Annotated in this window: 20 protein-coding genes; 13 read left to right on the top strand and 7 right to left on the bottom strand. The window is 69.2% G+C overall.

Features of this window, described 5'->3' with window-relative positions:
- Positions 1-7: 7 nt before the first annotated feature.
- From J2S22_RS25335 to J2S22_RS25350, 4 genes are all read right to left on the bottom strand, one after another.
- Complete coding sequence (locus J2S22_RS25335; protein ID WP_272777567.1) at positions 8-2,269, bottom strand: AAA family ATPase; 2,262 nt, start codon at positions 2,267-2,269, stop codon at positions 8-10.
- 94 nt (positions 2,270-2,363) lie between these two features.
- Positions 2,364-2,981, bottom strand: coding sequence for a hypothetical protein (locus J2S22_RS25340; RefSeq protein ID WP_272777568.1), 618 nt, complete (start codon positions 2,979-2,981; stop codon positions 2,364-2,366).
- Between the two features lie 123 nt (positions 2,982-3,104).
- On the bottom strand, positions 3,105-4,553 hold the full coding sequence (locus tag J2S22_RS25345; protein WP_272777569.1) for an O-antigen ligase family protein: 1,449 nt from the start codon (positions 4,551-4,553) through the stop codon (positions 3,105-3,107).
- Positions 4,543-5,763: a polysaccharide biosynthesis/export family protein gene (locus J2S22_RS25350; protein WP_272777570.1), complete on the bottom strand. Its 1,221-nt coding sequence runs from the start codon at positions 5,761-5,763 to the stop codon at positions 4,543-4,545. The genes J2S22_RS25345 and J2S22_RS25350 overlap by 11 nt, the downstream gene beginning before the upstream one ends.
- A gap of 456 nt (positions 5,764-6,219) precedes the next feature.
- Here J2S22_RS25350 and J2S22_RS25355 point away from each other — a divergent pair, with 456 nt between their 5' ends.
- The 3 genes from J2S22_RS25355 to J2S22_RS25365 all read left to right on the top strand — a co-directional run bounded on the left by J2S22_RS25355 (position 6,220) and on the right by J2S22_RS25365 (position 9,787).
- Positions 6,220-7,659, top strand: a complete 1,440-nt coding sequence (locus J2S22_RS25355; RefSeq protein WP_272777571.1) for an undecaprenyl-phosphate glucose phosphotransferase — start codon at positions 6,220-6,222, stop codon at positions 7,657-7,659.
- Positions 7,660-7,925: 266 nt separating this feature from the next.
- On the top strand, positions 7,926-8,312 hold the full coding sequence (locus tag J2S22_RS25360; RefSeq protein ID WP_272777572.1) for a helix-turn-helix domain-containing protein: 387 nt from the start codon (positions 7,926-7,928) through the stop codon (positions 8,310-8,312).
- 596 nt (positions 8,313-8,908) lie between these two features.
- A complete protein-coding gene (locus J2S22_RS25365) occupies positions 8,909-9,787 on the top strand; it encodes a Crp/Fnr family transcriptional regulator (protein WP_272777573.1) in 879 nt (292 codons plus the stop codon).
- A 642-nt stretch (positions 9,788-10,429) separates the two neighbouring features.
- On the opposite strand, the gene J2S22_RS25370 is transcribed toward J2S22_RS25365, so the two are convergent.
- Positions 10,430-11,173, bottom strand: a complete 744-nt coding sequence (locus tag J2S22_RS25370) for a metallophosphoesterase family protein (RefSeq protein WP_272777574.1) — start codon at positions 11,171-11,173, stop codon at positions 10,430-10,432.
- Between the two features lie 293 nt (positions 11,174-11,466).
- On the opposite strand from J2S22_RS25370, the gene J2S22_RS25375 reads away from it, so the two are divergent.
- The gene (locus tag J2S22_RS25375; RefSeq protein WP_272777575.1) at positions 11,467-12,084 is read left to right on the top strand and encodes a transglutaminase-like cysteine peptidase; all 618 of its coding nucleotides are present in this window, start codon (positions 11,467-11,469) and stop codon (positions 12,082-12,084) included.
- 114 nt (positions 12,085-12,198) lie between these two features.
- Here J2S22_RS25375 and J2S22_RS25380 read toward each other — a convergent pair whose 3' ends face one another.
- Together J2S22_RS25380 and J2S22_RS25385 are read right to left on the bottom strand one after the other, a co-directional pair.
- Positions 12,199-12,501: a hypothetical protein gene (locus J2S22_RS25380; RefSeq protein WP_272777576.1), complete on the bottom strand. Its 303-nt coding sequence runs from the start codon at positions 12,499-12,501 to the stop codon at positions 12,199-12,201.
- Positions 12,502-12,614: 113 nt separating this feature from the next.
- Positions 12,615-13,769, bottom strand: coding sequence for an alpha-D-ribose 1-methylphosphonate 5-triphosphate diphosphatase (locus J2S22_RS25385; RefSeq protein ID WP_272777577.1), 1,155 nt, complete (start codon positions 13,767-13,769; stop codon positions 12,615-12,617).
- A 224-nt stretch (positions 13,770-13,993) separates the two neighbouring features.
- Between J2S22_RS25385 and J2S22_RS25390 the strand changes: the two genes are divergently transcribed.
- The 9 genes from J2S22_RS25390 (at position 13,994) to J2S22_RS25430 (ending at position 24,351) form a co-directional block, all read left to right on the top strand.
- A complete protein-coding gene (locus tag J2S22_RS25390) occupies positions 13,994-14,722 on the top strand; it encodes a DUF1045 domain-containing protein (protein WP_272777578.1) in 729 nt (242 codons plus the stop codon).
- Positions 14,723-14,932: 210 nt separating this feature from the next.
- Positions 14,933-15,352: a FlaG family protein gene (locus J2S22_RS25395; protein ID WP_272777579.1), complete on the top strand. Its 420-nt coding sequence runs from the start codon at positions 14,933-14,935 to the stop codon at positions 15,350-15,352.
- Between the two features lie 416 nt (positions 15,353-15,768).
- Positions 15,769-18,042: a flagellin N-terminal helical domain-containing protein gene (locus tag J2S22_RS25400; protein WP_272777580.1), complete on the top strand. Its 2,274-nt coding sequence runs from the start codon at positions 15,769-15,771 to the stop codon at positions 18,040-18,042.
- Positions 18,043-18,469: 427 nt separating this feature from the next.
- The gene (locus tag J2S22_RS25405) at positions 18,470-20,746 is read left to right on the top strand and encodes a flagellin N-terminal helical domain-containing protein (protein ID WP_272777581.1); all 2,277 of its coding nucleotides are present in this window, start codon (positions 18,470-18,472) and stop codon (positions 20,744-20,746) included.
- 277 nt (positions 20,747-21,023) lie between these two features.
- Positions 21,024-21,389 (top strand): flagellar biosynthesis regulator FlaF, encoded by a 366-nt coding sequence (gene flaF / locus J2S22_RS25410; RefSeq protein ID WP_272777582.1) that lies wholly within the window; start codon positions 21,024-21,026, stop codon positions 21,387-21,389.
- Positions 21,390-21,751: 362 nt separating this feature from the next.
- Positions 21,752-22,183: a flagellar biosynthesis repressor FlbT gene (gene flbT, locus J2S22_RS25415; protein ID WP_272777583.1), complete on the top strand. Its 432-nt coding sequence runs from the start codon at positions 21,752-21,754 to the stop codon at positions 22,181-22,183.
- Positions 22,128-22,442 carry a flagellar biosynthesis regulator FlaF gene (locus J2S22_RS25420; RefSeq protein ID WP_272777584.1) on the top strand — a complete coding sequence of 105 codons (315 nt, stop codon included), beginning with the start codon at positions 22,128-22,130 and terminating at the stop codon, positions 22,440-22,442. The genes flbT and J2S22_RS25420 overlap by 56 nt, the downstream gene beginning before the upstream one ends.
- A 225-nt stretch (positions 22,443-22,667) precedes the next feature.
- On the top strand, positions 22,668-23,165 hold the full coding sequence (locus tag J2S22_RS25425; protein WP_272777585.1) for a MarR family winged helix-turn-helix transcriptional regulator: 498 nt from the start codon (positions 22,668-22,670) through the stop codon (positions 23,163-23,165).
- Positions 23,166-23,301: 136 nt separating this feature from the next.
- Positions 23,302-24,351: a TRAP transporter substrate-binding protein gene (locus tag J2S22_RS25430; RefSeq protein ID WP_272777633.1), complete on the top strand. Its 1,050-nt coding sequence runs from the start codon at positions 23,302-23,304 to the stop codon at positions 24,349-24,351.
- Positions 24,352-24,409: the final 58 nt, after the last annotated feature.

The following is a 24,409-nucleotide window of genomic DNA, read 5'->3' on the forward strand; positions in this document are numbered from 1 at the left end:
TGCGTCCTCAGCCGCGCCCCTGGCCGTAGCTGCCGTAGCGACCGCCGTAATAGGCCCCGCGGTACGACGCATAGCCGCCGAAGGCACTGGTGCTCGCCTTGTTGAGCACCACCCCGAGCAGCCGGTCGTAGACGCCGGCGGCACCCGAGAAGCAGTGCTCGACCATGTCGACGCGGGTCCGCCCCCACTCGATCACGTAGACATAGGAATCGACCAGCGCGGTGGTCGCCCGCACGTCGACCACCGGAGCGAGCGGCGGGAAGTCGAGGATCACGTAGTCGTAGCTCGTCCGCAGCTCGTCGACGAACCGCTTCATCGCGGCCGAGGCGAGGACCTCGTTCGTGTGGAGGAGCTTGGCGGTGGCGCCGGCCGGAACGAAGGCGAGCTGCGTCAGCCGGTCGGTCAGCACGGCATCGGCGAACGCCACTCGCCCGGCGATCACCTCGACGACCCCGTGCACCACGCCGGGCGCCAGCGCCCGCGACAGCGAGGGGTTGCGGAGGTCCGCATCGATCAGGACGACCCGGCTGCCGGCATGGGCGATCAGCTGCGAGAGATTGGCGGCCACCACCGACTTGCCTTCCGCCGGAACCGTGGAGGTGATGCCGATCACCCGGTTGGCGCCGATCATGTCCTTGAGGTCGGCGGCGACCTTCAGCGACCGGATGCCTTCGGCGAAGGGCGAGAACGGCTCCTCGACCACATGGGACAGCAGCGCGTCGCCCGCGGCGATCCGCCCGTCCGCCGCCTCCGTCGCGGTCGCGCCGGCCTTCGTGGCCGGAGCGCCGACCCGCGGCAGCACCGCGATGCACGGCGCGCCGAGCATCTCCTCGACCTGTGCGCTGGTGCGGAAGGCGTTGTCGCCGATCTCGCGCAGATAGCCGATGCCGAGGCCGAGAACCAGCCCGCCGGCGACCGAGATCGCGAGGACGAAGCCGGTGCGCGGATGGCTCTTGTCGAGCGGGCGCGAGGCCGGGCTGATCAGCCGCGCTTCGGAGATCGGGAACGACTGCTGCTGGACCGCCTCCATGTAGCGCTGCAGGAAGCTGTCGTACATGGCCCGGTAGGTCTGCGCGTTGCTCTCCAGCTCGCGCAGCTGCACCTGCGCCTGGTTGGTCGACTGCGTCTCGGAGACGACGTTGGCGAGGCTGCCCTTGATGCTGTCCTCGCGGGCCCGGGCGATGTCGTAGTCGCTCTGGTAGGCCTGCTGGATGCGCTGCAGCTCCTGGCTGATGTTGCGGCGAATCTCCTGCATCTGGTTGCGCAGGCTGACCGCGGCCATGTGGTTGCGGCCGTAGCGTTCCGACCAGGTCGCCTCGCGGCCGGCGAGGTCGACGTACTGGTTGCGCAGCTTGATGATCGTCTCGTTCTTCAGCGCGTCGGCGACCGACTCGTTGGGGATCTCCTGCCTGAGGATGTCGTTGATGCGGTCGAGCCGTGCCTTCGCCTCGGCGGTCGCGGCGCGCGCCATGATGAGCTGGCTGTTGACCTCGGCGAGCTGCTGCTCGCTGATGAGCCGGCCGCCGGTGTCGACGATGTTGTTCTTCTCCTTGTACTCGATGACGGCCCGCTCGGCCGCCGACGCCTGGGTGCGCAGCTCGCGGATGCGGTCCTGCAGCCACAGGCTGGCCCGCCGCGTCGCCTGGTACTTGGCCTCGAGCTGATCGACGATGTAGGCGTCGGCGATGGCGTTGACGATCGCGGCCGCCTTGTCCGGGCTGAGCGAGCGGAACGAGACCTCCATGGCGTAGGTGAGACCGACGCGGCGGACCGTGCGCTCCTGCTCGAACTTTTCCAGTGCCCGGCGGGTGAGGTCGTGCTCCGACCGGACGCCGGGCCCGCCGCCGAGCAGATCCGTCACCCAGCCGATCGCCGCCCCGAGGGCACCGCCGCCCCGCCCGACGAACTCCGGATCCTCGGTGAGCCGCAGCTCCTTGATCACCGCGAGGCTGATGTTCTCCGACTTGAGAATCTGGACCTGGGTCTCCACCGTCCCGGCATCGACCGCGACGTCTCCGAGCACCGACTGCTGCTGGAACACCTGGACCTTGCGGGTGTCGATCACCATGGTGCCGGTGGCGGTGTACTGCGCCGGCGTCGACACCAGGTAGGCGAGCCCGAGCGCCGCGGCGCAGGCCAGGACGACGAGCATCAGCGGCAGTTGCCGGCGCACGACCCCGACGAACGACACCAGCTGGGCGCCGAGCGAGGGGGCCGGCCGGGCCACCAGCCGTTCGGAGGGCTGCGTCGGCTTGTCGATCTGCAGCATCTCGTTCCGTCTCGCGAATGCCCGGGACAGGGTGGTCGTCCGCTCCGGACGGCGGCCCGCCCGCGTCAGGCCCGGGCTGCTGCCGGCGCCCGCCTCACTGCCCGCTGACCGTGGTGGTCGACGTCGACAGGCCGCCGGCGCTGCTGATGGTCATGCCGCTGGTGAGATTGTTGCCGGGATTGTCGGTGGCGTTGTTGGCGAGCGCCGCACCGAACGGACCGACCGACGACGAGGTCGAGCCGGTCGCGCCGCCGATGCCGGTGCCGGCGCTGCCCCCGGCACCGCCCGCCGCGCCGATCGCCGTGTCGGGATTGATCAGGGCGTAGGCATCCTTGGCGGGATTGCTGGCCGAACCGGCGACGGCGAGCTGAATCTGGGTGGCGAAGGCCTGGTCGGGACGCAGGCAGATCCGGTAGGCCTGCCCCAGGCCGGAGCCGATCGCCGACTGCTGATTTCCATTGGCGCTGCCGAGCAGGCCGACGACGGGCTGCAGCGTCGCCGGATCGGACGCCACCAGGTCGCGCACCTGCGATATGAGCTGGGCCCCGCCGTCCGGATGGCGGCTCAGCAGCCCGGCGGGATCGGCGACGAAGCCGCTCACCGTCTCGGCCGGAAGCGCCTGCCGCGGATCGTAGCACGCCGCCTCCGCCGCACCGGCCGAGACCAGCAATGCGAGGCCCGCGAGGGCCCGGATCGCCCGATGGATTAACATTATCATCTCCGATCGACGTTCGCGCGACGCTATCATAACGGGCCACGGGCGGGAAACGAAAACACGCCTCGCCGCGAGCCGGACCTCCGTCGGTCCCGTGTTAACATCACGTCCGGGCACCGCTTAACGCCCGGCCGCGCTCCGGAACGACTGGGCGAGTCCGATTCCGATCACACCGAACACCACGATGGAGCATCCTGGCACCTGCAACGAGAAGTCGATCGTGGTGTGCAGGCCGGCGAGCAGCGCGACGCAGAGGCCGGCGATCGGAATCGCGCGGTCGCGCCGGCGCACCACGCTGCCGCGGGCGAGCACGACCAGGATCGCGGCGAAGCCGAAGACCACGGCCCCGGCGAGCGGCAGGCCCAGCTCGGCGGCGAGCTCCAGCGGCGTGCTGTGGGCCGCGTTCCACACACCCCACAGCGAGATCCCGGTCGACCGGTAGGCCGGAAACACCGTCGTGAAGGTGCCGAGCCCGGTGCCGGTCCACGGATGCGCGGCGACGATCGCCAGCGTCGAGCACCAGGCGGAGAGCCGCCCCGCATCCGCCAGACCGTGCGCATCGAAGCGGCTGCCGACGCTTCCGCCGATCACCTGGAGCAGCAGAACGGCGGCCGCGGCCAGCCCGGCGGCCGCGAGCAGCAGCGGCCGGACGCCGGCGAGCCGGCGGCGGAACACCATCAGGACGGCGAGACCGAGCGCGAGCAGCGTCAGCATAGTGCCGGCCCGCGACGCGGTGAGGAAGGTGGCGACCAGGCAGAGCGCCGTCATGGCGGCCGGCAGGAGCACCTGCCGGCTCTCCCGCCGCGTGGCATCGAGCGCCACGCACATCGCGGACCACACATCGGTGCCGTCCGGCCAGCGCCGGCGCAGCCCGTCCATGAGCATCAGGGCCCACAGCACCGTGCAGGCGCCCAGATAGACCGCCGCGGTGTTGCGGTTGACGAAGGTGGCGGTGAGATTGCCGACGTAGAAGGTCTTTTCGCGCCAGAGGAGCAGGCCGGGCGCGAGGACGAGCGAGGCGATCCCGTAGGCCGCACAGGCCGCGCCGGCCCACGATACCGCGCGCAGGATGCGCCTCGCGTCGTCCCGATCGGTCCCCACCGTGATCGCCAGGACCAGCACCAGGACGTTGGCGAGCGGCGCGCCGAGCGCGAACAGCGGCTGCCCGCGCACCGCCGATCCGACCGGCGGAACCGCGACGCCCAGCAGCGCCGCCGTCTCCGCCCAGGCGGGATGGACGGGCGCGAGCCAGGGAGCCGCGAGCTGCTCGTGCAGCACCACCGCATAGCCGACGACGACCGCCGCGACGCCGCCGACGGCGAGCCGGTGCGGCGTGCGCAACCCGCCGACCGGAGCGAACGCCACCCCGATCGCGAGCCAGCCGCACCATGCCGCCACGGTCGCCGGGTCGCGCGAGCCGAACGGCAGGGGCGCGACCGTGACGGCGATCAGCAGGCACCAGAAGGCGACGCGCCCGGTCCACGGAGGCGTCGCCGCGGGCGCCGGCGCGTGACCGTCCGCCCCGGCGAGCGCGCTCGGGCACGACGGCGCGCCGTTGTCACCGCGCACTGGTGGTCGCGACCGTCGCCCCGGAATGGATCCGGCTGTTGTAGCGGGCGATGTAGATGTCGTTGATCAGGTTGACGCCGTTGTCGCTCGTCCCGATCGCCGTGTTGAGGAAGTTCAGGAACTTGGTGGCGTCGACCTGTGCCGAATTGGCGACGTAGACGATGTCGAACGGACGCATCTGGACCTTGGTGGCGTGGAAGTAGCCGGCCGGATCCTGGAAGCTCACCGTGAACACGATCGGAATCAGCCCACCGGAGAATTTCGAGCAGTCGACCCCGAGCTTCTCGGCGACGTCGCGCGGCTCGCGGCGATAGAGGAAGATCGAGCCCGGATCCGCCTGCGTGTCGAACAGCCCGCCCGCCTTGGCGACCGCCTGGGCGAGATTGATCTTCCAGGCGTCGAAGTTGAACTCGCCCTGCTGTCCGGTGGCCCCGAAGGCCAGGAACTTCATCGGCTCGCGATAGACATAGATGCGGTCGCCCGGCTGCACGTAGATGTTGTTGACCGGCATGTAGACGAGATTGGCGAACGGCACCGTGGCGCGCTTGCCGTCCCGCTCGAGCAGGACCCAGGTCTCCCAGCCGTTGCCGCTGATGCCGCCGGCGCGGGTCAGCGCGTCGGTGATGCGGTCGAGCGCACCGGTCGCCGGCATCGGATAGCGGGTCGGACTGCGCACGTCGCCGACCACGCTCACCAGCGAGGTGCGCTGCTCGGACAGCGAGACGACCACCTGCGGCTCGATCGCCCGGTTCCTGATCCGCTCGACGATCTCGTTCTGCACCTGCACGTTGGTGCGGCCGGCCGCCCTGATCACTCCGGCATAGGGCACCGTGATGTTGCCGTCGTTGTCGACCGTCTGCGACGGCAGGGTCACGTAGTTGCCGGGCCGGACGCCGGCCTCGATCGGGATGAACAGGCCGCCCGCCGCCGCCTCGAAGATGGTGACGTTGACGACGTCGCCGACCCCGAACTTGATCCCGCTCGGCGGGCGCCGGTCGGTGAACACGCCGCCGAGGACGTTGGGCTCGTGGCTCTCCAGCACCTGGACCGCGTGCGCGTCGAGGCGGACCAGGGCGTAGGGGAGCGTCGGGCTGGTCTCGGTGCGGATCTCGAGGCTCGACGGGCCCGACATCGGAATGAAGCCACAGCCGCCGAGTCCGACCGCCACGAGCAGGCATCCCACGCCGTACATCAGAGATGCTGTTCGCATGCCGCCGCCCCGAAGCCGGACTCGTTACATAACACGTGACACGTTATTGATACCGTCCGGACCGGTCTCGGACAATGACGCACGATGCCTCGATTACACACTGGTGGTGGTTCTGTCCGGGACGTTGCACTGCGGCAACACCGCGATGCGGCGCTCGGCGCAGGGTTCCATGACGCCCGTCGCCGTCGCGACACGGATCGCATGCGCGGGTGTACGATCGGTATTTTCCCGCGATCGTCGTGCCGGACGGCGGAATCCGACGGATCCGGCGTCCCTGTGGTGCGCACGATGCACGCCCGACGACGCACGAGCCGCGCCGGACGCGGCGCGCCACCCGGACATCGTTCTTTCGTCTCGCTGGTATGTTATTTATTCGATACTATCGTTAAGGCGACCTCTAACATCGTGGTGACCCCGAGCCATGAAGATCTCCGTCGGCGTCGGCGCGGGTGGACCGTGACCAGCGTCCTGGAAAGCGACATGGCCGCCGGCGGGCGGCTGCCGCCGGCCCGTGGCGGGCTCCCTTACGGCGTCATCGAGCCCTTGTTCGCCCTGGCGGATTCGGTCCTGATCGTCGCGGCGGCCGTGCTGGCCGGCGCGGCCTGCCAGGCCGCCGCCGGCGGCAGCCCGAGCGACGTCGCCGCCCTCGCCGGGCTCGGGGTCGTCGCCTGTGTGACCTATGCGCTCGGCGGCTATCATCTCGGCATCTACCGTCTTCCCCACCTCCTGCAGCGCGACCGCGGCTACTCCCGGATCCTGGCCTGCTGGTGCTTCGCCGTGCTGGCGCTGACCGTGGTGCTGTTCCTGTTCAAGATCGGCGCCGCGGTGTCGCGCGGATCGGTGCTGAGCTTCGCGCTCGCCGGCGGCCCGGCCCTCATCGCGTGGCGCCGGACCGCCAAGCGGCGGCTCCAGGCGGCGCTGGTCAGCGGAACGATCCGCGGACGTCGTGCCCTTCTGATCGGAACCGTGGAGGAGCTCGCCCGCGTCACCCGCCGCGACCTGCTGGTCAGCTTCGGCGCCGAGGAGATCGAGCGGGTCGCCCTGCCGGGCGGCGGCGGCGCATCCGACGCGGCGGCCGTGGAGCAGGCCTTGGAGCGGCTCCGCGCGGTGCCGCTCGACGAGGTGCTGCTGGCGGTGTCGTGGTCCGACCCGGAGCGGCTCGACCTCCTGCGCGCCCGCTTCCGGCTGTCGCCGCTGCCGGTGAGGCTCCTGCCGGACCGCGCCGTCTCGGCCGTGCTCAAGCTCCAGTCCGCGGTGGCGCGGCAGTCGTTCACGGTGGAAATCCAGCGCGCCCCCCTCACCGCCGTGGAGCGCGGCACCAAGCGGCTGATGGACATCGCGATCGCCACGGTGTCGCTGGCCGTGCTGGCCCCGCTGATGGCCGTGGTGGCGATCGCGGTCCGCCTCGATTCACCCGGTCCGGTGATCTTCCGTCAGCGCCGCAAGGGCTTCAACGGCCGCGAGTTCGTCGTGTTCAAGTTCCGCACCATGACGGTGCTGGAGGACGGCGCCTCGGTGGTCCAGGCCCGGCGAGTCGACCCGCGGATCACCAGGCTCGGCCGCATCCTGCGCCGTACCAGCATCGACGAGCTGCCGCAGTTCCTCAACGTCCTGCGCGGCGAGATGTCGGTGGTCGGGCCGCGCCCGCACGCGGTCGTCCACGACGACGAATACGGCAAGATCATCGCCAACTACGCGTTCCGGCATCATGTGAAGCCCGGCATGACCGGATGGGCCCAGATCCACGGATACCGTGGTGAAACCGCGCAGCTCCACCTCATGGAGAAGCGGGTACTGCTCGATCTCTGGTATATCAACAATTGGACGATCGCACTGGACTGCCGGATCGTCTTGAAGACGGTCTACGAACTCTTGCGCGAACCGAACGGACATTGATCCCGCCCCGCATTGTCACCATATCATGCGACATCGTATCCCGCGATTTGTGAACGCATTCGCGTAATACTACTTCGCACCACTGGCGATTGATTCAGATCAAGTCGAAATCCGACAGGACGTTTAAAGCGTCTAACGGGAAAACGTGTGCTGCTGTCGGGATTTGGTCGCATGGCCGCCGCGTGAAATCGCGTTTGTTTGTTCTGGGATTCCAGTGTAAACAAGCCACATAAGCAGAAAATAACCAGTTGCCAGGAACGACTGAGATGGTCGGAAGGCGTCACGGCTCCGAAGAGATCGCGGACAAGCTGGCCCAGGCGGACGAACTCGCCGCGAAGGGAAAGAACCAGCAGGCGATCTCCAAGGCACTCGGCATCAGCGTCATGACGTATCATCGGTGGCGGAAGCTTCGCGCCCCACCGTCCGCCAAGTCACAGGACCATTCCGAGCCACGCCGCGCCGCCGCACCCCCGGCCACCTCCCCGGTCGCCGACTCTCCTTTCCTGGACGGTGCCACGCGGCTGCACGAGCTTGAGACCGAGAACAGCCGGCTGCGCCGGCTGGTCACCGACCTGCTGCTCGAGAAGATCGGGCTGGAGGAGGAGCTCAGGGAGCGCAGCGAATCGAGCCCGCGACGCTCCCGTCGCGGTTGAGCCTACCGTACCGCTCTCTCGCAGGCGGCGACCGGAACTCACCGTCACCCCGGCTCGCCCGGCTCACCTACGGTCGGTCGCGACCGTCGGCGGAACGGCGGTGTCGGCCGCCCGCTCGGAGCTGGTCCGAGCCTCACGACGCATCCTGATCACGCCGGAGCTGCGGGCGGCCCCACACGCGGGTGCGATCCGGCAACGACCCGCCGGCGGCTCCGGCGCGTCCGGATCGCGCATCGCCGACGGGCCCGCGGCGAGGACGCCCCGGATTCGGTCCGGCGGACACGCCACCCGCGCGATGTGATGTCCGGACGGCCCGGCCGTCGCGGATCACATCTCATGTTACCGTCCGTTCGAAACGATATCATCCGATCGGGTCGTTCCCGTCCTTGCCGTCCCGCATGCGGCGGTCCCGGGACCGTCGCGCATCCGGCCGTACGGCACGGGAACGTCGCACGGCTGTGTCCAGTCTGACCGGCCGCGTGGCCGGACTGCCCGCCCGCCGATGGGGCGTACGGGAGCGCCACGACGGAGCCTACGCGCCACTCCCCGCACGTCGTGAGAATACGGCGGATGTCCGCCGGTCGTCCGACCGAGCGGTGATCGCCGACGAGGTCGTGTCGCGACCCGCCGCCATGCTTCCGCCGCGGCGAGATGTCAGATCGGCGGCTCGCGATGTGCGGATATGTGAGATCGGAACGACGGCCGCCGCGGTGCATGCCGCCGGCATGTCCGGGATGCCTTCGTGTGACCTTATCATGATCGCATTGAATACGATAAGATCGACGAGCCCGCCCGGATCCGGTTCTCCCTGGATGCAGAACAGCGTTCTCCGCGAAATCTTCACGTCGCACGGAAGACGAATGACGTTTCCGCCGGACGAACCGCTGATGAACCGCGGCATCGCGGTCGAGCGGCTGCTCTACGTGCTCGACGGTCAAGTCCTGCTCCACGCGACGTCTCCGGACGGTCGCGAGACGGCCTACAACCTCTGCCGCCGCGGCGACATCATCGGGCTGACGTGTCTCGCGTCGAGCAACGTCGCGCATTGCGACGTCACCACGATCACGTCGTGCGAGGCGCTGATGGTGGAACGGATGCTGTTCCATCGCCTCGTTTTCGAGAACGCCGCCGCCACCCAGGAGGCGTACGACCGCGTCGTCGAGATGGTGTGGCACGCGACCAGTCTCGCCGAAGGCCTGGCGTCCCAGAGCCTGAAGGCGCGCCTCGCGAGATGGATCCTCGCCCGGCTCGAAGACGGCGGCGTGGCGCCCGAGCCCGGCGCGGTGCTGCCGATCGACGCCAATCAACGTCTGATTGCAGCGTTCGCCGGCGTCTCGCGCGAGACCGTGAACCGCCAGCTCAAGACCTGGGCCGAAGACGGGATCGTCAGCGTGTCGGGACGGACGTTGCGCGTTCTTCGTCCGGAACAGCTTCGCATCGCTGCGCAATACGTGAAGGATGTGCACCGGATCTAAACATCGTCCGCTGTGAGGTGTGTCACATTCTTTTGGCCGGGAATTTGCTACACGATAAACTTGTGAGTAGACCTCCGACCGGTGATGGGGACAAGTTTGCTATCCGTGAAGACTTCGAGATCGATGCGCCCGCCGCGTCGACCCGCAGCGACCATCCACTGTCTCGCGAGCGCGCGAATGCGGAGCGATACGCACGCGATCGTGGCGCTCGAAAAGGAAAACGCCGCGCTCATGAAGATCGTGAAACAAACCACGCGCGACATCGAGCGTCTGCGCAAGGAACTGACGAGCCTGTGAGGCGCGCGGCCGCGACGACATCCCATTCCCTCGGGCGATCGGTCGCCTCTCGGCCACGCGCGGCGACGATCACGGTGGAAGCGAGGTGTCGCACGCCTCGCCACGACCGCCGCTCCCCCGCCCACGGACCGGCCAGGCTGCCGCAATAGACATCAGATCGCCCCGCCGAGGCGCGGCGACGCGGAGTCGGCGAGGTGCGGCCAGACAGGTTCCGCGACGTCGCCGCTCCGGCGGAGCGGCGCGCGAGAGATCCGCGGGCCACCGGTCGACCCGTCCGGTCGGATCACAAGATCCGATTATCATTCGCATCATTATCATTCGCATCGTTCGCGTTCCGGACGGCTTCTAGAGAAGCATCATCCGGTCGTGCTCGACGATCAGGCAGGTGAGCCGTCCGGTCGCATAGGCGCCGGTGTCGATGTTGATCCGGTTGGCGAGAAACTCGGGCTCTCGGACCGGCGTGTGCCCGTGGACGATCATCTTACCGTGCCAGTCCTCCGAGAGCAGGAAGTCCTGCCTGATCCAGAGCAGATCCGTCTCGGCCTGCCGCTCGAGCGGCACGCCCGGACGAACGCCGGCGTGGACGAAGAAATAGTCGCCGAGACTGAAGAACGGCATCAGCGTCGCGAAGAAGGCGTGATGACGATCGGGCAGCGCGCGAGACAGGGCGCGCGACAATTGGATCGGGTCCGCCTCGGCGGGAGCCAGCGACGGCCGCACCCCGTACGACATCAATGTCTCGAGCCCGCCGAACTGGCGCCACGTCCGCAGCACCGTCGGGTCCGACAGGAAGCCCGTCACGTAGGTCTCGTGGTTGCCCTTCAGGAAGACAGTGTCGCGATCGCGGCTGCGGCCGATCAGCGCCTCGATCACCTCGCGCGATCCTCCGCCGCGGTCGACGTAGTCGCCGAGATAGACCTCGATCGCGTGCGTCACCGGATGGGCTTCGAGGTCCGCGTCGATCCGGGCGAAGACGCCGCGCAGCAGATCGTCACGCCCGTGGATGTCGCCGACCGCGTAGACGCGGACTCCCGCGGGGAGCGACGGCGGTCCCGGCCTCGATGATTCCAACGTCCACACCAGATCCATGTCCGATCGGATCGGCGCCCCACGCCGCGCCGGTTCTCGCGGTCACCGGATAACAGATCGGTCGGGCCACATCCACCGCGGAGCCGCGGCGCGGCGGCGCCTCCGGACTTTCCCGTGGTGCCGGCCCGAGGCGCCCCGCGAGGGCCGGGCCGTTGCCGAAGGCTTAAGCGAAACGCACCGATTCGACGAAAAGACGAGTCGCATACGGCTCGAATTGCGCGTTCTCCTCGAACCCGACCGAAATCGCCCGCGTGTATCGATGACAGCCGCCCGGACCAGATGGAGCGGTGGTGATGGCACGAGGTGTCCGTTCGGTCGCGATCACGGCGGCCTTGCTCGCGAGCTGCTGGAGCTTCGGGGCCGAAGCGGCCTTCTACGGCCTGCCGCGCGTCCTCAAGCAGCAGACGGCCCGGCTGCAGCTCGACGAGCCGGCGGCCGCGCCGATGGCGCACACCCGCTTCTGCCTGCAATACCCCGACCAGTGCAAGGTGCGCCGGATGGTATTCCGGGGCGGCCCGACCCGGCTCACGAGCGAGCGCTGGGCCGATCTCGTCAGCGTCAACATCGAGGTGAACCGGGCGATCCGGGCCGAGCCGAACACGCTCGGCGTGGCGTACGAGCGCTGGCTGGTCGCGCCGCGTGCCGGAGACTGCAACGACTACGCCGTGACCAAGCGGCACGAGCTGATGAAGCGGGGATGGCCGGCCCGCAACCTGCTGCTGGCCGAGGTCGTCGTCCCGTCCGGCGAGCATCACCTGGTGCTGGTGATCCGCACCACCGACGGCGACCTGGTCGCAGACAATCTCGCCGCCACCATCCGCCCGCTCGCCACGCCGCGCTATCGGTGGCTGAGGGCGCAGTCGCCCCGGAACCCGCTGTTCTGGTCGACGGTCGCGCGTCCGTCGAGCTGACGGCCACACGCCGCGACCGAGGTCCCGGCTCCGTCCGGCCGTGCCGTCGCGCGATGCCGCACGAGGACTCTCACGGGCACCGACACCGGCGCCGGCGAGGCCGAACGACCGACATCAGAACACGCGGGACTTCTCGGAGGTCTCCAGCGGCGCAGACCCGGGCGCCGCGAGCGCCCGGGCGCGGGCGCAGACGAGGAGATGGCGCACGGCGACGCCGGCCAGATAGCCGGCCTGGAGCACGAAGCCGAGGAGCATCGCGAGCCCCAGGGCGCGGCCGGGCGTCATTCCGGTGGCCACGGCGACCGCCGCCAGCACCACCGCCATCACCAGGAAGGTCGGAACGACGCTGAGAACGACATGGCGCATGCCGAGCACCGCGCCGACGAGCCCGACCAACAGAACCGCTGCCACTGCCATGAGATCCTCGCCCCGGCAGGGTCCATGTTAAATGTTAAGGCCGCTCTAAGGGATATCGTCGAAAGCCGACGATCCGCGGCGGTCCCGCCGCGGACGACGGGCGGCAGCGGCGCTCACGCCACCCGCCGGCCGGCGCAGAACACCCGGCGGACCGCGCAGAGGCCGTCGACCCAGCGCACCCGGATCAGGTCGGCGCGCTTGCCGACCGCGATCTCGCCGCGGTCGGAAAGGCCGACCGCCTCGGCCGGCGCCTTGGTCGCGGTGCGGACGGCGGCGGGCAGGTCGACCGCCGGAACGATCTCGGGCAGCCGCAGCACCGCGAACAGAAGGCTCGACGGCACGTAGTCGGACGACAGGATGTCGAGCACGCCGGCGCGGGCGAGGTCCACGGTGGCGACGTTGCCCGTGTGGGAGCCGCCACGCACCAGGTTGGGCGCCCCCATCAGCACCCGCACGCCGGCGCCGTGCAACGCCACGGCGGCGTCCGGCGTGGTGGGGAACTCGGCGACGGCGATGCGGTCGCGCACCGCGTCCTCGACATGGGCGAGCGTGGTGTCGTCGTGGCTCGCGAGCGGCACCCCGCGGGCCTGTGCCAGCGCGACCAGGGCCGCGTAGTTCGCCTGCGCGTGAGCGGCCTGGAATTCGACGCGCCTGGCGAACAGCGCATCGAGCTCGGCGTCGGAGATCCCGGCCTTCTTGCCGCGGTAATAGGCCCGCAGCTTCGCCTCGTCGCGGAACTGGCGCTGCCCCGGCGTGTGGTCCATCAGCGAGAGGAGCCGCACGTCGGGCCGGTGGATCAGCTCCTCGGTCTCCCTGACGGCATGCGGCATCGGCACCTCGCAGCGCAGATGGAGGAAATGCTCGACGCGGAGCAGCCCCGCGCCGCGCGCCGCGTCGATCGCCTGGGCCAGCGTCGCCGCCTCGCCGGCGACCTCGTCGGCACCCTCCTCCCGCCACACCCGCAGCGAGTCGAGCACCGTGGTGATGCCGCTGGTGGCGATCTGGCCGTCATAGGCGACGACCGCCGCCGCCGCCGGCCAGGTCACCGAGGGCCGCGGCATGTAATGCGCCTCGATGTGATCGGTGTGCAGCTCGATCAGGCCCGGCATCACCAGGTCGCCGCCGCAGTCCTCGCCGGGCTCCGGGGCCGTCCCCTCGCCGATCTCGACGATCCGTCCCGCGACCGCGGCGACCCAGCCGCGCTCGATCACCCGGTCGGCGAGCACCAGGCGGGCATTGACGAGCAGGAGATCGGCGGGTTCGGTCATGCGAGGCTCGGGATGTCTGAGGGGCGGAGGCCGGAGGGGCGACAGCGTGTCTCCCGTGTGGACGATGCCAGCGTGACAGCAATACGACGGGCCGGCCGGGAGCACGAGCCGGCCCGTCGTTCCGGCTCGGGCGGAACGCTGGTAAGGATCGGCCGGACCGTCACCCGGCCGTCCGCGATTCATGCGATGGGTGCGCGCCGCCGGTCCGTTCGAGGAGTGCCGCCGTGACCGCACCGCGCTACGCGATCTATTTCGTGCCCGCGCCGACCCACCCGCTCCATCGGCTCGGCAGCGCCCTCCTCGGCTACGACTGCTACGACGGAACCGAGCCGCCGCCGCCGACCGGCGCCGGCCTGCCGGAGGACTGGCCGGCGCTGACCGAGGAGCCGCGCCGCTACGGTTTCCACGCCACCCTCAAGGCGCCGTTCCGGCTCGCCCAGGGCGGTGACGAGACGGCACTGCGCGAGGCCGTCCGCCGCCTCGCCCACGCGCAGCCAGACATTCCGCGGATCAGGCCGGTGGTCCGCACCATCGGCAGCTTCGTGGCGGTCGTTCCGGCCGAGCGGGTGCCGGCCCTCGATCGTCTCGCCGCCGACTGCGTCACCCGCCTCGATCGCTTCCGTGCCCCGCTCACCGCGGAGGACCGCCGCCGCCGGCAGGGCGCGCTCACCACGGAGCGGCTGCGCGAGAACTTCGAGAGCTGGGGCTATCCCTGGGTCTTCGAGTCGTTCCGCTTTCACATGACCCTGACCGGGCCGCTGCCGGCGGATCGCCGCGACGGTCTCGCCGACCATCTCGCCGGTCTCGTCGCGCGGCATCTCGGCCCCGGACCGCTCGCGATCGACCGCATCGCGCTGCTGAAGCAGCCGGAACCGCAGGCGCGGTTCCGGGTCATCGCCGCGGCCGATCTTCCGACGCAGGCCGCCGTCGGCCCGGCCCTGCCGCGCCCCTGATTCCCGACCGCACGCCCCGGCCGCTGGCGGGCGGGGATTCGCGCCGCGGCCCGGCTGCACCGGAAATCGTTAAAATTGTCCGTACAAAAGTATTTCTCGATAACCATCTTTTCTAACAAGGTCTTAATGCGTGACATTTAAGAATTCGGGATTGGAAGGTGGAAACGTGCGGCCGAACGAAGGACTGGCCGCAGGCCGTCAGGACGTGACATGGACACGAGCCTCACCATAAGGCCGCCGAGCGTCGTCCCGATGGGCGACTATGCTCGGCCTGCGGCCATCGAGGTGCCGGCGGTCCAGACCGTGCTGCCGAACCACCAGACCGTCGCGGCGCTCGGCACCAACGTCTCGACCTCGAACGATCCCGACCTCGCGCAGCACGGAAACCCGCCGGCCCAGGAGCAGCCGTTGCAGGCGCAGACGCGCCAGGCCATCGAGCAGACCACCCGGGTCGTCATCCTCAATCCGGAGACCCGCGAGGTGATCTTCCGGGTGATCGACTCGCGATCCCGCCAGGTGCTGCGGCAGGTTCCGGACGAGGCCCTCCTGCGCATGCGCGCCTACAACAAGGCGCTCGAGGAGGGAAAGAGCCCGGCCGACGTGCTGACGCAGGCCGACCTGCAGATCTGAGGCGCTCCGCCCTGCGGCTCCGCGGCGGTCCGCGCATGCGCACGGGTCAGGCCGCCACGCCGACCCGACACGTCCCGCCCCGCTTCCCTCGCCCGCCGTCCCGTCGCGCCCGTGCTGCGTCGTCCGCCCGGCGTCGCCCCTGCCCGCGCCTCGCCGACGGCCTCGCCGGAGTGCCCCGGCAGCGCCCGCGACGCCCCGGAAACGCCACCCGCGCCGGGGCTGCGCCGGACCGGTGTGATTAACGAAAACCTAATCGAAACCAATGTGTTCGGTTTCCGACCGGAGGCCCGATGTTATCCCGGAATTAACCGGCCGTCTTTACGCTTGCTTACGCTCCGCCGTGCGATCACGGCCGGCGACCATGAAGGTCGAAGCACCACTGCCAGTACGGCACACAACCAGAAAGGTTGAACTCCATGTCTTCCGGTATCACCCTCTCGGCCGGCGTCCGCCAGAATCTCCTCTCCCTCCAGGCGACCGCGGACATGATGGCGACGACGCAGAATCGTCTCGCCACCGGCAAGAAGGTCAACTCGGCTCTCGACAATCCGTCGAACTTCTTCACCTCGCAGTCGCTCAGCGACCGGGCGGGCGACCTCAACTCGCTCCTCGACTCGATCGGCCAGGCGGTGAAGACGCTCGACGCGGCCAACAACGGCATCACCTCGCTGACCAAGCTCGTGCAGTCCGCGAAGTCGATCGCCCAGCAGGCCCGCTCGGCGACGGCTCCGGCCGCCACCTACGATGCGCTCAACGTCACCGGCACGCTCCCCTCCGAGACCATCTCCTCGACCATCGCGGGCGGCGCCAACGACCTGTCGGCGAAGGCCGTCAACCTCTCGTTCACCAACCTGGCCGAGACCATCGGCACCAAGACCGGCACGGTCGACCTGACCTCCGGTCCGGGCGGCGCCGGTGCCGCCGGCACGGTGCAGATCCGCGTCACGGCGTCGGGCGTCGACAAGACCTTCGACGTCACGCTGGCCGGCACCGAGGCCGACTTCGCCGCCACCCAGGCGGTGTTCGACGCCACCACGTCCGGCACCGTCGGCGACACGCTCGACAACTACATCACCATCACCGACGACGGCTCGGGTCACATGGTGCTGACGGCGGCCTCGGCCGACGTCGACTTCTCGATCAGCGCCGCCGGCTCCGGCTCCACGGCCGCCACCCTGACCGCCGTCGGCCTCACCGCCACGACGCACAATTCGACCAGCCTGCTCGACCAGATCACCGCCAACGGTGGAACGGCGGGCACGTCCAGCCTGGTGCTGAGCGTCACCGGCCAGACCGACAAGACCGTCACGTTCGGCAACAGCGGTGGTCAGGTCTCGACCATCTCCGAGCTGAACACCTGGATCAACTCGAACCGCGGTGCGGCGACCGGCTCGATCTCCGGCACCACGTTCTCGTTGAGCCTGGCGGCCGGATCCGGCAATGCGATCGGCTTCAACGCGACCGATGTCGGCGTCACCACGGCGCTCGGCCTCAGCGCGGCGACCGCCGACTACAACTTCGGCACCGGCGCCCGTGGCGGCATGGGCTCGGCGCTCTCGAAGTCGTTCAACAGCGACCTGACGCTCGGCGAAATCGAGACCGACCTCGCCAACGGGACCAGCATCTCCATCACCGTCAACGCCAACGACGGCAACGGAGCGCAGACCCAGACGGTCGGCCTGTCGGGCGACGACAGCCTCGACGACGTGGTGACGAAGCTGAAGGGCAACGCCACCCTGAACGCCAACCTCGACATCACCAACCAGGCCGGCAAGCTGAAGCTGGTCGCCAAGACTGCCGACGTCGACTTCTCGATCGCCGCCGGCACCGCCACCACGGCCCTCAACATGACGGCCGGCTCCTACAACTCGACCAGCCTCCTCGACCAGGTCATCGCCGGCGGCGGCACCGAAGGCGACACCATGACGGTGGCGGCCAACGGCGGCGCGGCCCAGACGATCACGTTCGGCAAGGGCACGGGCCAGGTCTCGACCATCGCCGAGTTCACTTCGGCGATCGCGAACCTGTCCGGCGTCACGGCGAGCGTGACCGGCTCGGCGTTCTCGATCGGCGTGGCGGAAGGCACCAGCCAGACCTCGCTGACCATCGCGGGCGCGACCAACACGCTCACGGCGATCGGCACCAGCGCCCAGACCAAGTCGGGCGTGAAGCACGAGGGTGACCCGAACGCCACCCGCGAGAGCCTGCAGAAGGACTACAACGACGTCCTCGCGCAGATCGACGCCCTGTCGAAGGATGCCTCCTACAACGGCATCAACCTCCTCAACGGCGACGATCTCAAGGTGGCCTTCAACGAGGACAACTCCTCGTCGCTGACCATCAAGGGCGTCACCTACAATGCGTCGAACCTCGGCCTGAACAAGCAGAACGGCACCACGTTCCAGGACAACACGAAGATCGACGAGACCATCTCGGCGATCAACGACGCCCTGACGTCTCTGCGGACCCAGGCCTCCAAGTTCGGCTCCAACCTGACGACCGTGCAGACCCGTCAGGACTTCACCAAGAGCATGGTCAACACCCTGCAGACCGGTGCCGACAACCTCGTGCTGGCCGACAGCAACGAGGAAGGCGCCAACATGCTGGCCCTGCAGACCCGGCAGCAGCTGTCCACCACGGCCCTCTCGCTCGCCAACCAGGCGAACCAGGCCGTCCTGCGGCTGTTCTGATCTCCGGGTCCTGCCGCACAGGACCTTCGCTCGGGACCTTCGGGTCGACATCGACGGCGGGGCTTCGGCCCCGCCGTTTTCTTTTTGTCCGACGCCCGCGCCCTGTCCGACGTCCGCACGCTCGACACGCCGAGGATGTTTACGATACGTTAACGATCGCGGCCGCGCGGCCGCCGAATTCCTCCCGGCCTGATCGCAGGCGCGCCGAAGGACCGCCCGAAACGGGTGGATGCGGCGCCCGGAGGGGACCGACCCGGCAAAAATTGCTTATACGTAAAGAATCCGGAATTCAGGCGCTGATTTTTGAACGTCGTTATCGAGCCGTTAACGATCTCGACCCTACGCTCTCCACGTTCGGCAAGAGGCTACCGCGAATCGGAACCGCGAGCCCTCGGCGCCGGCCCGAGATTTCGACGGAGAGGCTCCCATGTCGTCCAACATCACCCTGTCCGCCGGCGTCCGCCAGAACCTGCTCTCGCTGCAGGCGACCGCGGACCTGATGGCGACCACCCAGAACCGTCTCGCCACCGGCAAGAAGGTCAATTCCGCGCTCGACAACCCGTCGAACTTCTTCACCTCCCAGTCTCTGGGCGACCGGGCCGGCGACCTCAATTCCCTCCTCGATTCGATCGCGCAGGGGATCAAGACCATCGAGGCCGCGAACAACGGCATCACCTCGCTGACCAAGCTGGTGCAGTCGGCCAAGTCGATCGCCCAGCAGGCCCGCTCGGCGACGGCGCCCTCGGCCACCTACGACGCGCTGAGCATCACCGGCTCGCTGCCGACCGAGATCATCGGCTCGGCGATCGCCGGCGGCGCCAACGACCTGCAGCCGAAGGCCGTCAACCTCTCCTTCACCAACCTGGCCGAGACGATCGGCACCAAGACCGGCACGGTCGACCTGACCGCCGGTCCGGGCGGCGCCGGCGCGGCCGGCACGGTTCAGATCCGCGTCACGGTGGCGGGCGTCGCCAAGACCTTCGACGTCACCCTGGCCGGCACCGAGGCCGACTTCGCCACCACCCAGGCGGTGTTCGACGCCACCACGTCCGGCACCGTCGGCGACACGCTCGACAACTACATCACCATCACCAACGACGGCTCCGGCCACATGGTTCTGACCGCGGCCTCGGCCGACGTCGACTTCTCGATCAGCGCCGCCGGCTCCGGCTCCACGGCCGCCACCCTGACCGCCGTCGGCCTGACCGCCACGACCCACAACTCGCAGAGCCTGCTCGACAACGTCATCGACAGCGGCGGTACGCTCGGCACCTCGAACATGATCCTCAAGGTCTCCGGCCAGGCCGACAAGACCGTCACGTTCGGCCACGGCGGCGGCATGGTGTCGACGCTCGCCGAGCTGAATTCGTGGATCAACTCGAATCGCGGCGCGGCGACCGCCTCGATCTCCGGCACCACCTTCTCGCTCGGCCTCTCCGCGGCGACCGGCAACTCGATCGGCTTCACGCTCTCCGACGTGGGCGTCGCCGACGCGCTCGGCCTCAGCGCCGCCGAGGCCGACTACAACTTCGGCTCCGGCGCCCGCGGCGGCATGGGCGCGCTGCTCAGCAAGACCTTCAACAGCGACCTGACGCTGGGCGAGATCGACACCGACCTCGCCAACGGCACCAACATCGCCATCACGGTCGACCCGAACGACGGCACCGGCCCGCAGACCCAGACGGTGGGCCTCGCCGGCACCGACGACCTCGACGCCGTCGTCACCAAGCTCAAGGCCAACGCGATGCTCGGGGCCAATCTCGACATCTCGAACGAGGCCGGAAAGCTGAAGATCGTCGCCAAGTCCGCCGACGTCGACTTCTCGATCGCGGCCGGCCTCGCCACCACGGCCCTCAGCATGACGGCCGGCAGCTACGCCTCGACCAGCCTGATGGACCGCCTGATCGCGGCCGGCGGCGCCGAGGGCGACGTGTTCACGGTGTCGGCGAACGGCGGCTTCGCCCAGACCATCACGTTCGGCAAGAGCACCACCCAGGTGTCGACGCTGGCCGAGTTCACGGCGGCGCTCGCCAACCTGTCCGGCGTGACCTCGAGCGTGGTCGGCACCGCCTACACGCTCAGCCTCGCCGAGGGCACCAGCCAGACCACGCTGACCATCGGCGGCTCGACCAACACGCTCACGGCGCTCGGCACCAGCGCCCAGACGCTCAAGGGCGTCAAGCACGAGGGCACGGCGAACTCGACCCGCGAAAGCCTGCAGAAGGACTACAACGACGTCCTCAACCAGATCGACGGCCTGTCGAAGGACGCCTCCTACAACGGCATCAACCTTCTCAACGGCGACGACCTCAAGATCACGTTCAACGAGCGCGGCACCAGCTCGCTGACCATCACGGGCGTCACCTACTCGTCGTCGAACCTCGGCCTCAACAAGCAGAACGGCGCGTCCTTCCAGGACAACACCATCGTCGACCAGGTGATCGAGTCGATCAACACGGCTCTGACCACGCTGCGCACCCAGGCCTCGAAGTTCGGCTCGAACCTCTCGACCGTGCAGGTCCGCCAGGACTTCACCAAGCAGATGGTGAACACGCTGCAGATCGGCGCCGACAACCTTGTCCTCGCCGACACCAACGAGGAGGGCGCCAACATGCTGGCCCTGCAGACCCGCCAGCAGCTCTCCACCACGGCCCTCTCGCTCGCCAACCAGGCGAACCAGGCCGTCCTGCGGCTGTTCGGCTGACGCCGAAGACGGCGCGGCGGGCTCCGGGGCCACGGCCCCGCGGCGCCGCCGCTCCCCCCGGCGACGGTTCCCGCGGGGCGCGGATACGGAGCGCTCCCGCGGGCCGCCCGCCCGAAACTCTCCCAACGATCCAGAAGAGATCGACGCGGCTACGCGCGAGCCGCACGAACCAGGCGTGCGTCCTTTTCAAAGTGGGCCGTCTGAATAAGCATGTCTTAACGGCACAGGGCTAAAACGAGAGCCATCGTGCCGAACGTGGCACCAGGAGTCTCCCCAGATGCACAGCGCGGCGAAAGCCTATGGACAGGTTGCGCAGCAGATCGCCAATCCGCGCGAGCTCGAAGCCCGCCTGCTGCTCAAGGCGGCGGCCCGCCTGCAGCACCTGCGCGAGGACTGGGAGAAGGACCGCTCCGATCTCGCCGACGCGCTTCTCTACAATCGCAAGCTCTGGACCGTCTTCCTGACCTCGGTGACCAGCCCCGACCATCAGCTCCCGGCGGCGGTCCGGCAGAACGTCGCCAATCTCGGCCTGTTCGTGATGAACCACACGCTCGACATCCAGCGTGATCCGCGGCCGGAGGCGCTCGTCGCCCTCATCAACATCAACCGCGAGATCGCGGCCGGCCTGCTCGGCCAGCCCTGAGCTCGCCGGCAACGCCGACGACGACCGACGCCCCGCGGAGCCCGCGGGGTGCGCGGCGGGCCGACCCGCCCGCCGCGGCCGGCCGCGGCCCGCCGGCGGCTGCCGGCTCTGCCTCACTCCCTCCGCGCCCGACAGCCGTCCGATATCCCCCGAGCCGCCCGCGCGACGTCTACCGTCGGGCGTCCGCCGCGCGACGCGCCACGGTCGAATCGCAGCCCGACGACACGGGCGACGCGTCGCGAAGACCGCTCCCCGGTGTCGCCCGAATCGGACAAGCCGCTGACGACAGGGCATGTTTCGCGCCTTAACCGTTCGTTAAACCAGATGGTTAACGATTGGTGAGACTCACGCGGAGAGCGTCCATGGCCCTCAAGGTCGAACTGAAGCCCGGCGAACGCATCATCCTCGGGGACTGCGTCATCACCAACTCGGACCAGCGGGCCCGCCTGCTGATCGAGGGGGAGACGCCGATCCTGCGGGAAAAGGACATCCTGACGGCCGAGACGGCCGACACGCCGGCGAAGCGCATCTATCTCGCCATCCAGCTGATGTACACGTCCAAGGACGCGCGCGCCTACCACGAGATCTATTTCAAGCTGGTCAGCGACATCCTCAAGGCGGCGCCGAGCACTTGGCCGCTGATCGAGAGCGTGAACAACCACATCCTCGCAGGCGAGATGTACAAGGCCCTCAAGGAGGCCAAGAAGCTGATCGCCTACGAGCGGGAGCTGGTGGACCATGCCCTGCATCGCAACGGCGAACAGTCCGGAACGGGCCGCGCCCGTTCCGCGTGACGTCCAGGCCCGTCTCCTGCTCGACGCGGCCCTGCGGCTCCAGGCCGTGCAGTCCCGCTGGGACGGCAGCCGAGCCGCCGTCGACGAGGCGCTGTCCTACAACAGGCGCCTCTGGAACGACTTGGTGGAGGCGGCCGGCGATCCGCGGCCGACGCTTCCCTGCGAGGTGCGCCAGAGCCTCGCGAGCCTCGGACTCTACGTGGCGCACCACACCGACTCGATCGCCGCCGATCCGCGTCCCGAGCGGTCGGCCCGCTGATCGGCATCAACCGCGACATCGCCGAAGGCCTGCTCGGCCGCGCCTGAGGGCGGCGCACACCGCCCGCGGCCGGGCGGTGGCGGATGGCCGGCATTTGATTGGACATCAAAGTATCTTGCGTCCGCCCACCCGGCCGGCTTAGGCTCGCGACCGGACTGGCCGCATCGGGCGGCCGGTCCGTGCCCCCCGCCTCGCGGACGGGGGCGGCTGCGAGGACCGGGACGCATGCGCGGCACGTCGACCGAGAAGGTCGCGAACGGATCGGGCGGCGCGGACGGCGGGGCCGGCCTGCGCATTCCTCCGTCCCTCGCCGATCTCGTCGGCTATCATCTGCGCATCGCCCAGGAGGCGTCGTTCAACGCCTTCGCGGCGGGCGCCGGCGCCGCGGGCCTGAAGCCCGGCTGGTACACGCTCCTCACCGTGGTGGCCGAGAATCCCGGGCTGACGCCGACCGAGATCAGCCGGCTGGTCGGCCGCGATCGCTCGACCCTCACCTCGACGCTCAAGGCGCTCGACGGCCGCGGCCTGATCGCCCGCAAGGCGAACGCCACCGACGGCAGGAGCTACGGCGTCAGCCTGACGCCGGCCGGCCACGGCATGCTGAAGAAGCTCAAGACCATCGCCCGGGCCCACGATGCGCGGCTCGACGCCATCGTGGGCGGGCAGAAGGCGGCGCTGATCGCCGTGCTGCGCCGCATCGTCGAGGGACTCGAGGAGGATTGAACGCGCCGCTGCGGCGCGGCTGCGACGACACGACACCGGATCCCGGAACGGGACCGCAAGAAGCGGCCGAAGGCCGAGACATGTCCGAGGAAACGACCACGAGGAGACGACCATGACGGAACTCACCCCCGTCCGCATGCCCGTACGTCCACTCCGCCGCACGGTGCCGGCGTTCGCCGCCGCGCTCGCCGTGTGGGTCGCGCCCGCCCTGTGGGCCGCGCCCGCCGCGGCGCAGGAGAAGCCGATCCTCCTGAAGATCTCGCTGTGGGTGCCGCCGGCCCATCCGCTCGTCCAGTCGGCCCGCGACTGGGCCGCCTCGATGGAAAAGGCCTCCGGCGGCACCATCAAGAGCGTCGTCTTCCCGGCCGAGCAGCTCGGCAAGGCGTTCGATCACTACGACATGGTGCGCGACGGCATCGCGGACGTCGGCTATGTGAGCCCGGGCTACCAGCCCGGCCGCTTTCCGATCATCAACGCCGCGCAGCTTCCCTTCACGGTCACCAACGCCAAGGGCGGCTCCGTCGCCGTCGACGCCTGGTACCGCAAGTACGCCGGCAAGGAGATGGCGGACACCCACTTCTGTCTCGCCTTCGTGCACGATCCCGGCACGCTCCACTCCAAGAAGAAGATCACCCAGCCGGGCGACCTCAAGGGCGTGAAGGTCCGTCCCGCCCAGGTGATCATGGGCGAGCTGGTGACCACGCTGGGCGGCACCAACGTCCAGGCGTCGGCGCCGGAATCGCGCGACGCGCTCGAGCGCGGCGTCGCCGACGCCATCACGTTCCCGTGGAACTCGATGTTCCTGTTCGGCATCGACAAGGTGACGAAGTACAGCCTCGACGTTCCGCTCTACACGACGGCCTATGCCTGGACCATGAACAAGGCCGTCTACGACAACGCCTCGCCGGCCCAGAAGGCGGTCATCGACCAGCACTGCACCAGCGAGTGGGCGGCCAGGCTCTCCGGCCCGTGGACCGACTACGAGCACGCCGGCCGCGAGAAGATGAAGGCGGCGTCGGGCCGCGAGGTGGTCAAGCTCGACGAGGCGCAGATCGCCGCCTGGAAGGCGGCCGTGCAGCCCCTGCGCGACACCTGGGCCGAGAGCGTCCGCAAGGTCGGCGGCGACCCGGCGGCGATCGCGGCCGAGCTGAAGGCACAGCTCGAAGCCCAGCAGGCTGCCTTCTAGAGCGACGTTCGGTTCCGACGAACCGGACCCGGCTTCCGCGCGTCCCCGCGGACGCGGG

This window comes from Rhodoplanes tepidamans, assembly GCF_030813915.1.
GTDB classification, from domain to species: Bacteria; Pseudomonadota; Alphaproteobacteria; order Rhizobiales; family Xanthobacteraceae; genus Rhodoplanes; species Rhodoplanes tepidamans.

What these genes read in the sequence shown, in the direction of transcription:
- J2S22_RS25335 (WP_272777567.1), bottom strand. Translation starts at nt 2,269, where the DNA reads ATGCTGCAGATCGACAAGCCGACGCAGCCCTCCGAACGGCTGGTGGCC.
- J2S22_RS25340 (WP_272777568.1), bottom strand. Translation starts at nt 2,981, where the DNA reads ATGTTAATCCATCGGGCGATCCGGGCCCTCGCGGGCCTCGCATTGCTG.
- J2S22_RS25350 (WP_272777570.1), bottom strand. Translation starts at nt 5,763, where the DNA reads ATGCGAACAGCATCTCTGATGTACGGCGTGGGATGCCTGCTCGTGGCG.
- J2S22_RS25360 (WP_272777572.1), top strand. Translation starts at nt 7,926, where the DNA reads ATGGTCGGAAGGCGTCACGGCTCCGAAGAGATCGCGGACAAGCTGGCC.
- J2S22_RS25370 (WP_272777574.1), bottom strand. Translation starts at nt 11,173, where the DNA reads ATGGATCTGGTGTGGACGTTGGAATCATCGAGGCCGGGACCGCCGTCG.
- J2S22_RS25375 (WP_272777575.1), top strand. Translation starts at nt 11,467, where the DNA reads ATGGCACGAGGTGTCCGTTCGGTCGCGATCACGGCGGCCTTGCTCGCG.
- J2S22_RS25380 (WP_272777576.1), bottom strand. Translation starts at nt 12,501, where the DNA reads ATGGCAGTGGCAGCGGTTCTGTTGGTCGGGCTCGTCGGCGCGGTGCTC.
- J2S22_RS25385 (WP_272777577.1), bottom strand. Translation starts at nt 13,769, where the DNA reads ATGACCGAACCCGCCGATCTCCTGCTCGTCAATGCCCGCCTGGTGCTC.
- J2S22_RS25395 (WP_272777579.1), top strand. Translation starts at nt 14,933, where the DNA reads ATGGACACGAGCCTCACCATAAGGCCGCCGAGCGTCGTCCCGATGGGC.
- J2S22_RS25400 (WP_272777580.1), top strand. Translation starts at nt 15,769, where the DNA reads ATGTCTTCCGGTATCACCCTCTCGGCCGGCGTCCGCCAGAATCTCCTC.
- J2S22_RS25405 (WP_272777581.1), top strand. Translation starts at nt 18,470, where the DNA reads ATGTCGTCCAACATCACCCTGTCCGCCGGCGTCCGCCAGAACCTGCTC.
- flaF (WP_272777582.1), top strand. Translation starts at nt 21,024, where the DNA reads ATGCACAGCGCGGCGAAAGCCTATGGACAGGTTGCGCAGCAGATCGCC.
- flbT (WP_272777583.1), top strand. Translation starts at nt 21,752, where the DNA reads ATGGCCCTCAAGGTCGAACTGAAGCCCGGCGAACGCATCATCCTCGGG.
- J2S22_RS25420 (WP_272777584.1), top strand. Translation starts at nt 22,128, where the DNA reads ATGCCCTGCATCGCAACGGCGAACAGTCCGGAACGGGCCGCGCCCGTT.
- J2S22_RS25425 (WP_272777585.1), top strand. Translation starts at nt 22,668, where the DNA reads ATGCGCGGCACGTCGACCGAGAAGGTCGCGAACGGATCGGGCGGCGCG.
- J2S22_RS25430 (WP_272777633.1), top strand. Translation starts at nt 23,302, where the DNA reads ATGCCCGTACGTCCACTCCGCCGCACGGTGCCGGCGTTCGCCGCCGCG.